Below are 13423 nucleotides of genomic sequence, written 5' to 3'. Positions count from 1 at the left end.
GGTCATCCGTTCTTCGCGGCGCGCGCGTTCGCCCGCAGGTAGACGACGGAGAAGAGCAGGGCGATGAGGATCAGGACGTTGCTGAGCGCGGCGCCCTGGCCGAAGTCGAACTCGAGGAAGCTGAGCTCGTAGCTGCGGGTCGCGAGCGTCTGGGTCGCGTTCGCGGGGCCTCCGCCGGTGAGGCCGATGATCAGGTCCAGCACCTTGATCGTGTAGATGACCCCCAGCAGCAGCACCACGCTGACCACGGGGCGCAGCAGCGGCAGCGTGATGTGGCGGAAGGACTTCCAGCCGGTCGCTCCGTCGAGCTGGCCGGCTTCGTAGAGCTCCTCCGGGATCGCCTGCAGCCCGCTGTACAGCAGCGCCACGTTGAAGGGGATCCCCAGCCAGATGTTCACCATGATCACGGCGACCAGCGCGGTGTCGGAGCTGGTCAGCCAGCCGATGGGCGCGGAGATCAGGCCGATGGACTCGAGGAAGCGGTTCAGCACGCCGCTGTCCTGCTCGAGGATCCACCGCCACACCGCCGCGGAGACGATCATCGGCAGCAGCCACGGCAGCAGCAGGAGCGATCGCAGCACGCCGGAGAGCGGGAAGTGCTTGCGGAAGTAGAGCGAGAGGCCCAGTCCGATGACGAACTGGCCGATGATCGAGCCCACGGTGAACAGGCCCGTGTTAGCGAGGGCCTTGAGGAAGATCGGGTTCGACAGTGCGGTCGCGTAGTTGTCGAGGCCGACGAACGGGGCGCTGCCGTTGAAGAACGTCGAGAAGTCGTAGGCCTGGAAGCTCATGACGACGTTCTTCACGATCGGGTACCCGTAGAACAGGAGCAGGTAGAGGACCGCCGGTGCGATGAACGCGTAGCGCACGAGGAAGCCCTCGCCGCCCCGTCGTCGACGTCGCCCGGGGCGCGCGGGCGACGCGCCGTCGGCGGTGGAGGCGCGGGGCGCGGGCCGGTTCCCGCGGGGGCCGACGGCGGTGAGTCCGTCGGCGCTGGAAGCGGTGGATGTGCTGGTCATGGCGTGGCTCCTGTCTCAGCTCACGGTCCGGGCGGCCTCGTCGAAGGCCTTCGCCGGATCGGTGTCGTCGACCAGGACCTCCTGGTTCGCGGTGTAGATCGCCTTGGCGGTGCGCGGCCACTCGGGCCCGAGCTCGCCGGTGCGGGCGCGGGCGGTGGAGACCTGCTCGACGAAGGTCGCGAGGTCGGGGTGCTCGCTCGCGAACTGCTCGGCGGTCGCGGCGTGGCCGGGGATGGTGCTGCGGGCGGTGCCCATGCGCAGCTGGTTCTCGGGGGCGACGAAGGCCCGGAGGAGCTTCGCCGCGTTGCGCTGCTTCTCCTCGTCGCCGGTCGCGGGGACCGTCCAGACCTCCCCGCCGAGCGGCGCGATCGACTCGGCGCCGGAGCGGGGGACCGGGAGCGTGACCACGTCCCACTCCAGATCGGGGGTGTCGGCCGCCAGACCTGCGATGTTCCACGGGCCGTTGACGACCATCGCGGCCTTCCCGGCCTTGAACTGGTCCATCGCATCGCCCTGCCCCCAGTTGACGACCGATCGGGAGGCGGAGCCGTCCTGCAGGAGCTGGGACCAGAACTCGGCGGCTCCCGCGACCTCGGGGGTCGCCAGGTCCTTCTCGTCGCCGCCGTTGGACCACATGAACGGCATGAACTGGAACGTGCCCTCGTAGGTGGCGATCGCTGAGAAGGCGATCCCATAGGTGCCGTCGCCGGTGAGGGCGCGGGCGGCCTCCCGGGTCTCCTCCCAGGTGGTGGGCGGGTCGATCCCGGCCTTCTCGAGCATCGGCACGTTGAAGAACAGAGCGATCGTGTTGACCGTGGGGGCGATCGCGTACAGCGTCCCGTCGAGCATCCCGAGGTCGGCGATCGACGGGGTGAAGCCGGCGGTGGAGAAGCCGTACTGCTCGAGCGGCGCGAGGGCACCGGAAGCCGCGAGCTGGGGGAGGTCGGGGTTGTCGAGCATGAGGATGTCCGGGAGCGTCTTCGAGGATCCCATCTGCAGGACCTTGGGGATGAGCTGGTCGCCGGGCACCTTCTCGCGGCTGTAGGTGAGCCCCAGGTCCTTCGCGCTCTTCGTGAAGGTCTCCTCGATGACGACGTCGTCGGCCGGGGTGTTGTAGTAGTCGACGATCCGCAGGGACGTCGGATCCGAGGAGGACGAGGATCCGCAGCCCGCGAGGCCGAGGGCCGCGGGGGCGAGAAGGGCGCCGAGGGCGCGACGGGGGAGTCGAAGGGGTGGGATGCGCTCGGGGCGCGCTCCCGGTTTCGCGATCGAGGTCATGGTGGGGGTCTCTCGTTCTCCAAGCCGACATCGATACGAATCGACGGCGACGTTCGACGACGGCGGCGAGCGGTGTGGAGTGACGTGTCACGCGGGCGGCGACGGTGCGCACTCGGATGACTGCCGACAATTATGCAGTTCTGACCGTGGTTTTGCAAGGGTGCATCGGGTATCTGGAGCGGTCGGGGTGCGAGGGGGGAGTGCTTCCGCGTGCTCAGCGTGGCGCTGTCAGCAGCGCGGATGTCGATTCGAATCGGAGGATCCCGACCCGGCCATATCGGGCGACGCGCGGATGAACAGGCGGAGGCCGGGCTCGATCGTGACGCGGCGCGCCGTGCGGGTTCCCTTAGAGTGATCCTCGCCGTGAGGTGCTCAGCGGTGGACTGCGGTGCACGCGCTGCCCAGCAGTGCCGTGCGGAGTCGACGGGAATGAGGTGCGTGTGGGTCGAGACAGTGGCTCCCGAGCACTCGCGCTGTCCCCTGGGCGTCCGCTCGGCCTCGGGATGGATGGTCGCGTCGACGAGTTCGCCCGTCTCCTGCGCGAGGCGCCCCTGGACGACATCGGGGCGGGGGGGCGCGAGTGGCTGCGCTGCCGGTACGAGGAGATCGTTCCGCTGGTGCTGCCCGCGGCACTGCGTTCGGTGGAGCACGGTGTGCCTGTGGACCCCGAGGCCCTGGCGGCTCTGCGGCGCGCCGCAGCACGGAGCGCCCAGGACCCGGGGTGCGAGGTGGGGGTCGTCCTGCGCGGCGCCCTTCCCGCGCTGAGGGTGTTCTCCCTCGTGGTGGGGTCCGTCTCGAGCGCGGAGGATCAGACCGCGCTCTTGGCGATGAGCCGGGCGTCCTTCGTCGCCCACGAGCTAGGGGCCTGCTGGGCGGAGGCATGGTGGGCGCGGCGAGCCGTGCACGCAGCGGCCCCGGAGATCCTCGACTACAGCACGGCGGATGAGGTCGAGCTCGTGTGCGGCTCCTCGGAGCTCGACGAGAGCGACGAGAAGATCCTCTCGCTCGCCGCGCGCGGGCTGTCCACCGAGCGGATCTCCCAGGTCACGGCCTACAGCAGGCAGGCGGTGGCCTGGCACCTGGGGCGGCTCATGAAGGCGTGCAGGACTCCGAACCGCACCGCGCTCGTCGCGTTCGCCTTCGCCAAGGGATGGCTGAGGCATCGGCCGGCGCCGGGGGTGGCACGGGCCCTTGCTCGCTCCGACGGAGCAGAGCGGGGCCCCGGAGAGGAGAGCTCCGAGGCCCCGCCGGCGGATGCGCGCCGAGGCGCGAGGGGATCCGAGGAGCGGATCAGCCGCCGTTGATGCTCATGGTGTGCTCGTCCACGCGGTTCACGTCGCCCTGGGCGCCCCAGTTCAGCCAGCCGCCGTCACCGTTGTTGGTGATCTTCCCGGGGCCCTTGAACCAGTAGATGACGTAGTTGCCGTCCTTGATGTCGATGTTCTCGGCATTGGCGATATCGCCCTCGACGTTGATGTCCTGGTCCTTGTTGACCACGGCGACCGTCAGGCGGTCGGGGTTCGCCTCGTTGTAGTAGCCGACGTCGAGAGCGGCCCGCAGGGCCCCGCTGCGATCGTCCTCGTTGTTGACGGCGTCCTTGATGGCGTTGCCGATCGCGACGGGATCGAGGCTGACATCGGCGCCCGCGCTCACCTCCGCGGACGCACCTGCGTTCGGGGCCGGTGCGGCCTGCGCCGCCTGGGCGGGGAGTGCGGCGCACGTGAGGACGGCCGCGGTCATCGCCGTGCCGGCGAGCAGCTTCACGGTCTTCGAGCGGAATGCGTTCATGGTGCTCTCCTTCTCAGGGACGTGGCCTCGGCGTCGTCGACGGCTGAGGCCGGTGTGTGCTGTCACGGAACAGCCTGAGCGGAGCCGCACGTCCGGGTCCACGTGCGCGGCCGGATCTTGGGCGATCGTCTGACGGATGTCGGGCGGTGTCCGACATCGGGGGATTCCCCCGGCGGGGCGCCGGGTACGCTCCGCCGGCACACCCCGGCCCCCTCAGCCCGGAGCGACGCTCGATCTCCCCTCCGCGCCCTCGTCGACGGTCGGCTCCCCGCCCTCGGCGCCCCGTGCCCGTGCGCTGCGCGCCAGCACCACCATGAGCAGTGCGGAGAGCAGCATGAAGAAGCCGACCAGGAACATGGGCGCCTCGTAGCCGCCGGTCCAGTCATGGACCGCGCCGGTGATGTACGGGGCGCTGAAGCCGCCGAGGTTTCCGAGCGTGTTGATGAGCGCGACGCCCGCGGCCGCCGCGGCCCCGGTGAGGAACTGCGTGGGCAGCGTCCAGAAGTTCGGCAGGGCCGCGAAGATCGCGCAGGCGGTGACGGTGATGACGGCGATCGTCAGCGCCGGCGACCCCGCGTACAGCGCGAGCGGGATCGACACGCCGCCCACCAGGGCGGGCACGGCGATGTGCCAGGACTTCAGGCCGTTCCGGCTCGCGTGGCGCGACCAGAAGTACATGACGACGGCGGCGGGAAGGTAGGGGATCGCCGTGATGAGGCCCTTGGCGAGCACCCCGAAGGACTGCCCCGACTGGTCCTGGAAGCCCTCGATGATCGTGGGCAGGAAGAACGCGAGCGCGTAGAGGCCGTAGATGAAGCCGAAGTAGATGATCGACAGCATCCACACGCGTCCGCTGCGGAAGGCGAAGCGCGCCGGGACGTGCCCCGTGCCCTCGCTCTTCGCGCTCGACTCGGCGCGCAGGGAGTCCGTGAGCCACTCCTGCTCGGCGCGGGTCAGCCACGTCGCGTCGGCCGGCCGGTCCTTGAGGTAGAAGAGCGCGGCGATGCCGATGATGATCGCGGGCAGGCCCACGCCCAGGAACATCACGCGCCACCCGGCGAGGCCGAACAGCCCGTGCTGCTGGATCAGCAGGCCCGCGAGCGGGGCGCCGATCACGGTGGTCAGCGGCTGCGCGAGGTAGAAGAGCATGAGGATGCGCCCGCGGTACGCCGAGGGCACCCACAGGCTCAGGAACAGGATCGCGCCGGGGAAGAAGCCGGCCTCGGCGACGCCCAGCAGGAAGCGCAGCACCGTGAGCGAGGTGAAGCCCTGCACCCAGGTGAAGGCGACCGCGACGACGCCCCAGCTGATCATGATGCGGGCCAGCCAGATGCGCGCCCCGAAGCGGTGGAGCGCCAGGTTGGAGGGGATCTCCAGCAGGATGTAGCCGATGAAGAACACCCCGGAGGCGAAGCCGAACTGCGCCGCGGAGAGCGCGAGGTCGTCGTTCATGCCGTTGGGGGAGGCGAAGCCGATGGCCGTGCGGTCCAGGTAGTTGATGAAGAACATCAGCGCGACGAACGGGACCAGGCGCACCGAGACCTTGCGGATCGCCGATCGCGCGACGGCCGAGTCGGCGACGGACGGGGAAGCGGGCGCTCCGGGCGATGCCCCGGAGGAGGATGCGGTCACGGTGACTCCTGTGTCGGTGTGAGCGTCGGCGCGGACGGGCCGCGATGCCTGACGTCGGTCCGCTATAGTGTGGCAAACCGGTTGACCAATTGCAACAGAGGTTGATCGCGTCGCGGCCGAGATCCCCGTCGCCGGGATGTTTCCTATAGGATTCCGATGGTGGGTCGTCGGGCCTGCCCGAATACAGCCTGCCGAGCCGACGTCGGCTCCCCATGGAGGATGGACGATGACGTATCTCTTCGACGAGCCGAGCAACTTCGCGGCGGATGCCGTCGCCGGCCTGGTGGCCTCCCAGGAGGGCCTTGTCCAGGTGCATGGCGGCGTGGTCCGCAGCGACGCCACGCCCGCCGGTCAGCCCGCGCTGGTGATCGGCGGCGGCTCGGGTCACTACCCTGCGTTCGCCGGCTGGGTCGGTCGGGGTATGGGGCACGGCGCCCCGTGCGGGAACGTGTTCGCCTCCCCTTCCGCCTCGCAGGTCTACTCCGTCGCTCGCAACGCGGAGAACGGCGGCGGCGTGATCCTCGGCTTCGGGAATTACGCCGGTGATGTGCTGCACTTCGGTCTCGCTGCGGAGAAGCTCCGTGCCGATGGCATCGATGTGCGCATCGTGAAGGTCAGTGACGACATCGCCTCGAACACCCCGGAGAACCACCGCGATCGCCGGGGCATCGCCGGCGATCTGCCGGTGTTCAAGATGGTGGGCGCTGCGATCGAGGCCGGGGCGGATCTGGACGAGGCGGAGCGCATCGCGAATGCCGCGAACGACGCCGCGCGCTCCTTCGGTGTCGCATTCGACGGCTGCACGCTGCCCGGCGCGGAGAGCGCACTCTTCCACGTCAAGGGCGGCACGATGGCGGTCGGCCTGGGGATCCACGGCGAGCCGGGAGTGCGCGACGAGCGCCTGGGGACCGCGCAGGAGGTCGCCGCGCTGCTGGTCGACGGTGTGCTCGCGGAGGAGCCCGCCCGCACCGACAACGGCTACCGGGGCCGAGCGGCCGTCGTCGTCAACGGGCTCGGGACGGTCAAGTACGAAGAGCTGTTCGTCGTCTACTCGCACGTGGCTCGCATGCTCGGCGATCGGGGCATCACCCCGGTGCGCCCGGAAGTGGGCGAGTTCGTGACCAGCCTCGATATGGCGGGCATGTCGTTGACCGTGGTGTTCCTGGACGACGAGCTCGAGCAGCACTGGCTCTCGCCCGTGGACACCCCTGCGTACCACCGCGGGGCCCTGCCCGCGAGGGTGGTGGAGGGGCGCGAGTCGCTGTGGGAGCCCGGCGTGGATCCGATCCCGCAGGCATCCGAGGCGTCCCGCGAGAGCGCCCGGAAGGTCTCTGCCGTCATCGATCTCTTCGAGGCGGTGTGCGCGCGGGAGGAAGCCCAGTTGGGGCGCCTCGATGCCATCGCCGGGGACGGAGATCACGGCCAGGGCATGGCCTTCGGCTCCGCGGGCGCGGCGGAGGCGGCGCGCGCCGCACTCGCAGACGGCGCCGGCGCGCGAACAGTCCTCGTGCACGCAGGAGAGGCATGGTCGGAGGCGGCAGGCGGGACCTCGGGCGCCCTGTGGGGTGCGGCGCTCATCGCTGCCGGCAATGTGGTCAGCGATCGGCAGGCGATCGATCAGGGAGCGGTCGTGGAGGCCCTGCAGGCCGGGGTCGACACCATCGGCAGGCTGGGCGGGGCTCGAGAGGGAGACAAGACGATGATGGACGCGGCGCTGCCCTTCCGTCGGACGCTCACGGGGGCGTTCACCGGTGAGAACGCCGCGGCGGCGATCCGCGCGGCGGCCGAGACGGCCGGTGAGGCTGCGGCTGCGACCGCGCACATCACGGCCCGCCTGGGGCGTTCGCGCGTGCTGGGCGACAAGTCGAAGGGCACCCCGGACCCGGGTGCGCTGTCCTTCTCCCTGCTGATGAAGGCGCTGGGAGAGCACCTCGCCTGAGTTCCGTGATCAGTGCGGCGGGGTCGTGTGAGCCCGTCGGCGGTGTGCCGAGTGCGGACCGGAACCCGCGCTCGGCACGCGCGCGTGCCGACGGGGCGAGGCGCAGCCCTTGCCGCCCGTGAGGAGCGGTCTTCCCCCCCCCCCCCCCCGGGGTCTCGGCGCGACCTCGTCCCGCCTCAATGCTGTGGGACCTAGCCGGCGAACTCTGCGGCCGCGGGCACAACGCTGCTGGCGGGCCACCCGCTGCACAGCCCTCGAACGTACGGGCTGGTGCCCCGTGTGCTGCTCAGCGACCCGTGGGGCCGGTGCCCAGCTCGATCGAACGCTCGCGCACACCTTCCAGATGGCTCCTCAGCGCCCGCAGGGCGCCGTCGTGGTTGTGCTCCTGGACCTTCTCTAGGATCGCCGCGTGCTCCGCGACCGCCTCGTCCGCGTCAATGCGCTCCGCGCCCTCGGACCAGGTCTGGCGCATACGGTGGCCGTGTGTGTTCAGCACCTCGCGCATCGTGCCGAGGTAGTGGTTCCCAGCGTGGCGGAACAGCGCTTCGTGGAAGGCGCTGTCGGCGTCGAAGTACTCATGGATCAGCGCGTAGTCGGGTTCGGGAGCTGCCGCGATGCGCTCCGCGATCGCGCTGTGAGCTTCATGCGCCGCCCGGAGATCGGACTCCAGGGCCTCCCGTCGCCCGAAGGCGCGCGTGAACGCGGCCAGCTCGAGAACGAGCCGCGCATCGATGAGCTCGTCGATCTGCTGCGGCGTCAGCGGGGGAGCGACCACGAAGCCCTTGAGGGCCTGGTACTCGATGAGGCCCGAGTGCTCGAGCGCGACCAGAGCCTCGCGGACGGGGGTGGGCGAGACCTCGAGCTCCCGGGCGAGACCATCGATGCTGAGACGCGCGCCGGGGCGCCAATTACCCTGGACCAGACGATTCTGGATGCCTTCCTGCACGTCAGCACGCAGGGCTTGGCGCTTGCTGCTCATCGAGACTCCCCATCTGCTCTTGTGGACGACGTGCCCCGGATCCTAGAGGATCCGGGGCACGTGTTCGGACTGCGCGGGTGTCAGCCTGCGTTCATCGGTGATCCATCTGGCTTTCTGCCTGAGGGTTCTTGCCCGCCCACGCCCGCATGCCGATGGCTGCGCCGATCATCCCCAGGACGAGGACCACGCCCAGGAAGTACATGCCGTTGGTCGCGCTGCCGGTGGCCTCCGAGACCGCACCCACCGCGTAGGGGCCGACGAACCCGCCGATGTTGCCGAACGAGTTGACGAACGCGATGCCCACGGCGGCCGTCGCGCCGACCAGGTACCGCGTGGGAAGAGCCCAGAAGATGCCGGCGACGGAGTACAAGAAGAACGCCGCCATCGACATCGCGGCCAGCTGCAGCCCACCGGACGGCGCGATCGCGGAGAGGAAGATCCCCAGCGCGCTGCCCGCGTAGATGACGATGAGAGGGACCCAGTTCTCCCGCATGCGCGAGGCGAGCCGGGAGGTGGCGAAGATCCCGATCACGCCGAACACGTAGGGGATGGCGGAGAGCCATCCCGTCGCCTCGTCGGACCCGCTGAAGGCACTCACCACGGTGGGGAGCCAGAAGCTCAGACCGTAGATGCCCACAGTCGAAGGGAAGAACAGGAGAGCGAAGACCCACACGTACTTCGACCCGAGCGCCTTCAGCGGGTTCGCGTGGGACTGCTGGCCGAACTCGACCCGATCCTGCTCGAGCTGGTCCTCGATCCACTGCGCCTCGGACGACGACATCCACGGAGCGGTGCGCGGGCTGTCACGCAGCCACTTCAGCGTGGGCACGGCGGCGACCATCGCCGCCAGACCGGAGATGATGAACAGCCAGTGCCAGCCGCGCAGACCGAGCCATCCCTGCTCCAGGATCGTTCCCGCCAGTGGGCTCATGACGAGGAATGCGATAGGGGCGGCGAGCACGAACGTGCCGGTCGCCTTCGTGCGGTGGCGCTGGGGGAACCAGAACGTCAGGTAGTACAGCACGCCGGGGTAGAAGCCGGCCTCCGCGACGCCGAGCAGGAAACGCAGCACGTAGAACATGCCGGTGGAGGTGGTCAGCGCCGTGAGAGCGGTGATCAGGCCCCAGGTGAAGAGGATCCTGGCGAACCAGATGCGTGGCCCCACCTTGGGCAGCAGGTAGTTCGAGGGCACCTCGAACAGGAAGTACGCGAGGAAGAACAGACCCGCGCCCAGCCCGAAGGCGGCGTCGCCGAGGCCGATGTCGGTGGACATCTGCAGCTTCGCGTATCCGATCACCGAGCGGTCGATGTAGGCGATGGTGTAGAGCACCATCACGAAGGGGACGATCCGCCAGGTGATCTTCTTGATCAGGGCCTTCTCGTCGATGTGAGTGGATGAGTCCACGGTGACTCCTTATGGGGGTATGGAGGGTGGGCCGCACGGCGGCGGGCGGGCGCAGAGCGCACCACCCGGGCCGGCCCGCGGCCTCGGGTGGTGCGCCTTGCGGTCAGATGCTTCTCAGGCCTCGCGGATGGTCCCGCGAGGGGCCGGACCGAGCTCCCGAAGGACCTCGCGCATGCGTGCGTAGGCCTTGTTCCGGTAGGCGATCAGCTCGGCCTTCGTGTCGTCGTCGTAGTCCTCGATGAGGCCGTGGCCGTTCTTCAGGCCCTTGCGATCCTCTGCCACGGCCTCCTTCAGCAGCTCCGGAGTGGCCAGACGCTCGCCGTACGCCTCCTCGAACGTCCGGAACGAGTTCGCGTAGACGTCGAGGCCCGCCTGGTCCGCGATCGCGAAGGGCCCGAAGAAGCCGAGGCGGAACCCGAAGGTGGTGCGGACGATCGTGTCCACGTCGTCCACGGTGGCGACGCCCTCCTCGACGACGCTCGTGGCCTCCTTCAGCAGGGCGTACTGCAGGCGGTTCAGCACCATGCCGGGGGTGTCGGCGACCTGCGCGCCCTCGCAGTCGGCGCGGGCCAGGAGATCCTTGATCGCGTCGATCGTCTGCTGCGTGGTGGCTTCGCCCGCCACCAGCTCGACGCCGGGGATGAACGGCATCGGGTTGGAGAAGTGCACGGTGAGGAAGCGCTCGGGATTGACCACCGCGGGGGCCAGCACGTGCACGGGGATTGTCGACGTGTTCGTGCCGATGATCGCGTCGGGGCGCGCGGCGGCGGAGATGCGGCCCAGCACCTCCTTCTTCACCGCGGGGTCCTCGAAGACGACCTCTTCGACGAAGTCCGCCTCTGCGACGGCGTCCTCGATGGTCTTGCCGGCGCTCAGATTCGCGGCGACGGCCTCGGCGCTGCCCGCGGGGACCAGGCCCTGGTCCTCCGAGGCGCGGATCTCGCCGAGGATGCGGACGAGCGCCGCATCGGCCGCTTCGACGCTCACGTCGGCGATCTGGACGGGCAGCCCTGCCATCGCGAGCACCTGGGCGATGCCGCCGCCCATGTATCCGGCTCCGACGACTGTGACGGTGCTGATGGCCATGTTGAACTCCTTCGTCAGTGGTCTTCTGCGGGGCGCGTAGCGCGCTTCGCAGTACTCGGCGCGAGGCGCCAGCTCGTCCTGGGGCTGCCGTCGGCCTGATGCCACGATCCTACAGATCCTATTGGATACTTGCCAGGGCAGCCTCGCTGCGCCGGGACCGCGCGCGCTTGCTTGTCGCCATCGCCACAGATGGTCTGCAAGATCGTGTAGGAACGTATGGGGTTGCTGCGTGAGATGAACTCGGGGCCGCCGAGTAATGTGTGCCCCAAACCACTTCGTCCCGTTCCGCCTGGAGAGCCCGATGCTGACACTGTCCGGAAGCGGCTTGCTGCGGGACGTCCGTCCAGAACCCGCTGAGGACGGATGCCTCGAGGGCGTGAGCATCCTTCTGGACGCGCAGGATGTCGGCCTCCCGAGCACGGGCGTGGTGACTGTCCACCTGCATTGGTTCTGCGGGGAGGATGAGGCGGCCATGTGGCTGGAACTCGCAAGATGGGGCCTGCCGCCCCGGTGCTGGTTCTCCGGTGTGGGGCCACTGATCGACGCCGATCAGGTGACCGATGAGCGCGCTTCCGGCCCGTACTTCGACCTGGTGGCGCGGATGGTCGCGCTCGATGTGATGGCCATGCGGAGAGTCGGGGCGAAGGGCGGCGAGTGAGGAGCGCACATCGCGCGGCGGGCGCTCCTCACTCCCTCGTGCGGATCCCGATCAGCAGCCCGAGAACGGCGGGGACTATGAATGTGAGCAGCCACGCCGCGAATGCCGCGGCGATGATCGGGACCAGTTCCGCGCGACTCTCGTCAGGGACATCTCCATCGAGCATGCAGTAGAGGACCAGAAGCAGAACGCCCAGCCCGAAGAGTGCGACGCGCAGTGCGTTCACCAGGGTTCGCACCGGCCGAGTGGCGAGTCCGACGAGAAAGCCGAAGACTGCGCCGAGGGCGAGCAAAACGATGACGACCCACATGGCCCCTCACGGTGTATCAGCGCTCGCCTGCGGATTCGCTGCCTTCGCGTCTCGGGCGCTGCTTGTTCAGCTCTCCGACTCCCGATGGACGCCCACGCCGTGCCAGGCCTCCGGATAGTCGACGAAGCCACGATCCAGGGCATCGAGACTGGTGGCTCCCAGCTGCCCCATCGCGAGCTCGAGCTCCTCGTCGAGGATGTCGATGACGCGGGTGACGCCGCGCTCGCCGGCGGCGGCGTTCGCGTAGCCCCAGGCACGGCCCACGGAGACGAGGTCCGCGCCGACGGCGAGGGCCTTGGCGATGTCGTCCCCGGTGCGCACGCCGGAGTCGAAGATCACGGTCATGTTCTCGCCCACCGCGTCCACGATGCTGGGCAGCACGCTGATCGTGCTCGGTGAGGAGTCGAGTTGGCGCCCGCCGTGGTTGGAGACATAGATGCCCTGCGCGCCAGCCGTCCGTGCGCGCCGAGCGTCCTCGGGGCTCAGGACCCCCTTGATGTACAGCGGGCCGTCCCACTGCCGGCGCACGTCCTTGATGTTCTCCCAGGTCAAGGTGAGGTTCGCGAGGTACTTCGCGACGAACTCCTGGTGCGAGACGGCGTTGTCGCCCTGGATCTCGCCCACGAGGTTGCGGAAGCCGATGGCCGGCGGGCGCATGACCGCGAGCGTCCAGTCCAGGTGCCGCACCGCCTCCAGGGCGTTGCTCACGGTGACCTTGGGCGGGATCGACATGCCGTTGCGGTGGTCGCGGTAGCGCTTGCCGTTCAGCGGGACGTCCACGGTGACCACGAGCGCCTCGGCGCCGATCGCCTTCGCGCGCTGGATCAGGGTGGTGACTATCCGCTCGCTCTTGTACATGTACAGCTGGTACCAGAGCGGCCCGGTCGCGGCGTCGGCGATCTCCTCCATCGACCAGTTCGAGGCCGTCGAGATCGTGAAGGGGATGCCGGCCTTCCCGGCGGCCCGCACGGCGGGCAGCTCGCCGGTGCCGCCGATCATGCGCTGCAGGCCGAGCGGGCCCAGCACGTAGGGGCGGGTGAGCTCCATACCGTCGACCTCGGTGGAGATGTCGACGTGGGAGATGTCGGTGAGCCACCGGGGCCGGAACCTCACCCGGCGCAGGTCATCCTCGTTCGCGGACTTCGTGATCTCGTGGTTCGAGGCCCCGTCGATGATGTCGAAGGCCATCTTCGGCAGCCGTCGCCGAGCGAGGTCGCGGAAGTCCTCGACCGACGGGGCGGACTCGACGGGATCGACGCGCAGACCGCCCGCGGCGATCATCTTCGCGAACTCGATGGCTCCGGACAGCGGGTTCTCGGCCATGTCTCT

At 69.3% G+C, this 13423-nt stretch carries 12 protein-coding genes; 3 read left to right on the top strand and 9 right to left on the bottom strand.

The window, feature by feature from the left end; translation table 11 throughout:
• Positions 1-2: 2 nt before the first annotated feature.
• Both I8D64_RS16015 and I8D64_RS16010 read right to left on the bottom strand, forming a co-directional pair.
• The gene (locus tag I8D64_RS16015; RefSeq protein WP_200503803.1) at positions 3-1019 is read right to left on the bottom strand and encodes a carbohydrate ABC transporter permease; all 1017 of its coding nucleotides are present in this window, start codon (positions 1017-1019) and stop codon (positions 3-5) included.
• Between the two features lie 15 nt (positions 1020-1034).
• Positions 1035-2297 carry an extracellular solute-binding protein gene (locus I8D64_RS16010; RefSeq protein WP_200503802.1) on the bottom strand — a complete coding sequence of 421 codons (1263 nt, stop codon included), beginning with the start codon at positions 2295-2297 and terminating at the stop codon, positions 1035-1037.
• 503 nt (positions 2298-2800) lie between these two features.
• On the opposite strand from I8D64_RS16010, the gene I8D64_RS16005 reads away from it, so the two are divergent.
• Positions 2801-3601: a helix-turn-helix transcriptional regulator gene (locus I8D64_RS16005; protein ID WP_200503801.1), complete on the top strand. Its 801-nt coding sequence runs from the start codon at positions 2801-2803 to the stop codon at positions 3599-3601.
• On the opposite strand, the gene I8D64_RS16000 is transcribed toward I8D64_RS16005, so the two are convergent.
• Both I8D64_RS16000 and I8D64_RS15995 read right to left on the bottom strand, forming a co-directional pair.
• Complete coding sequence (locus I8D64_RS16000; protein WP_200503800.1) at positions 3588-4085, bottom strand: hypothetical protein; 498 nt, start codon at positions 4083-4085, stop codon at positions 3588-3590. The genes I8D64_RS16005 and I8D64_RS16000 overlap by 14 nt on opposite strands.
• 213 nt (positions 4086-4298) lie before the next feature.
• Complete coding sequence (locus tag I8D64_RS15995; protein WP_425490328.1) at positions 4299-5717, bottom strand: MFS transporter; 1419 nt, start codon at positions 5715-5717, stop codon at positions 4299-4301.
• Between the two features lie 226 nt (positions 5718-5943).
• Between I8D64_RS15995 and I8D64_RS15990 the strand changes: the two genes are divergently transcribed.
• Entirely contained in the window at positions 5944-7656 is a 1713-nt protein-coding gene (locus tag I8D64_RS15990) for a dihydroxyacetone kinase family protein (protein ID WP_200503799.1), read from the top strand.
• A gap of 286 nt (positions 7657-7942) precedes the next feature.
• Here the strand turns inward: I8D64_RS15990 and I8D64_RS15985 are convergent, their stop codons facing one another.
• The 3 genes from I8D64_RS15985 to I8D64_RS15975 form a co-directional block, all read right to left on the bottom strand.
• Positions 7943-8635, bottom strand: coding sequence for a GntR family transcriptional regulator (locus tag I8D64_RS15985; protein ID WP_200503798.1), 693 nt, complete (start codon positions 8633-8635; stop codon positions 7943-7945).
• Between the two features lie 91 nt (positions 8636-8726).
• Positions 8727-10040, bottom strand: coding sequence for an MFS transporter (locus tag I8D64_RS15980; RefSeq protein WP_200503797.1), 1314 nt, complete (start codon positions 10038-10040; stop codon positions 8727-8729).
• 114 nt (positions 10041-10154) lie between these two features.
• Positions 10155-11126: a 3-hydroxyacyl-CoA dehydrogenase family protein gene (locus I8D64_RS15975; RefSeq protein ID WP_200503796.1), complete on the bottom strand. Its 972-nt coding sequence runs from the start codon at positions 11124-11126 to the stop codon at positions 10155-10157.
• 301 nt (positions 11127-11427) lie between these two features.
• Between I8D64_RS15975 and I8D64_RS15970 the strand changes: the two genes are divergently transcribed.
• Positions 11428-11784 carry a hypothetical protein gene (locus I8D64_RS15970; RefSeq protein WP_200503795.1) on the top strand — a complete coding sequence of 119 codons (357 nt, stop codon included), beginning with the start codon at positions 11428-11430 and terminating at the stop codon, positions 11782-11784.
• 28 nt (positions 11785-11812) lie between these two features.
• Here I8D64_RS15970 and I8D64_RS15965 read toward each other — a convergent pair whose 3' ends face one another.
• Together I8D64_RS15965 and I8D64_RS15960 are read right to left on the bottom strand one after the other, a co-directional pair.
• Positions 11813-12094, bottom strand: coding sequence for a hypothetical protein (locus I8D64_RS15965; RefSeq protein ID WP_200503794.1), 282 nt, complete (start codon positions 12092-12094; stop codon positions 11813-11815).
• Positions 12095-12160: 66 nt separating this feature from the next.
• On the bottom strand, positions 12161-13417 hold the full coding sequence (locus tag I8D64_RS15960; RefSeq protein WP_200503793.1) for an alpha-hydroxy acid oxidase: 1257 nt from the start codon (positions 13415-13417) through the stop codon (positions 12161-12163).
• Positions 13418-13423 lie beyond the last annotated feature (6 nt).

Origin of the sequence: Brachybacterium halotolerans (genome assembly GCF_016623465.1) — a bacterium.
In the GTDB taxonomy this organism is placed as follows: Bacteria; Actinomycetota; Actinomycetes; order Actinomycetales; family Dermabacteraceae; genus Brachybacterium; species Brachybacterium halotolerans.
This window is presented reverse-complemented; position numbering and strand designations above follow the sequence as displayed.

What these genes read in the sequence shown, in the direction of transcription:
- I8D64_RS15960 (WP_200503793.1), bottom strand. Translation starts at nt 13,417, where the DNA reads ATGGCCGAGAACCCGCTGTCCGGAGCCATCGAGTTCGCGAAGATGATC.
- I8D64_RS16010 (WP_200503802.1), bottom strand. Translation starts at nt 2,297, where the DNA reads ATGACCTCGATCGCGAAACCGGGAGCGCGCCCCGAGCGCATCCCACCC.
- I8D64_RS16015 (WP_200503803.1), bottom strand. Translation starts at nt 1,019, where the DNA reads ATGACCAGCACATCCACCGCTTCCAGCGCCGACGGACTCACCGCCGTC.
- I8D64_RS15990 (WP_200503799.1), top strand. Translation starts at nt 5,944, where the DNA reads ATGACGTATCTCTTCGACGAGCCGAGCAACTTCGCGGCGGATGCCGTC.
- I8D64_RS15965 (WP_200503794.1), bottom strand. Translation starts at nt 12,094, where the DNA reads ATGTGGGTCGTCATCGTTTTGCTCGCCCTCGGCGCAGTCTTCGGCTTT.
- I8D64_RS15985 (WP_200503798.1), bottom strand. Translation starts at nt 8,635, where the DNA reads ATGAGCAGCAAGCGCCAAGCCCTGCGTGCTGACGTGCAGGAAGGCATC.
- I8D64_RS15970 (WP_200503795.1), top strand. Translation starts at nt 11,428, where the DNA reads ATGCTGACACTGTCCGGAAGCGGCTTGCTGCGGGACGTCCGTCCAGAA.
- I8D64_RS15975 (WP_200503796.1), bottom strand. Translation starts at nt 11,126, where the DNA reads ATGGCCATCAGCACCGTCACAGTCGTCGGAGCCGGATACATGGGCGGC.
- I8D64_RS16000 (WP_200503800.1), bottom strand. Translation starts at nt 4,085, where the DNA reads ATGAACGCATTCCGCTCGAAGACCGTGAAGCTGCTCGCCGGCACGGCG.
- I8D64_RS16005 (WP_200503801.1), top strand. Translation starts at nt 2,801, where the DNA reads ATGGATGGTCGCGTCGACGAGTTCGCCCGTCTCCTGCGCGAGGCGCCC.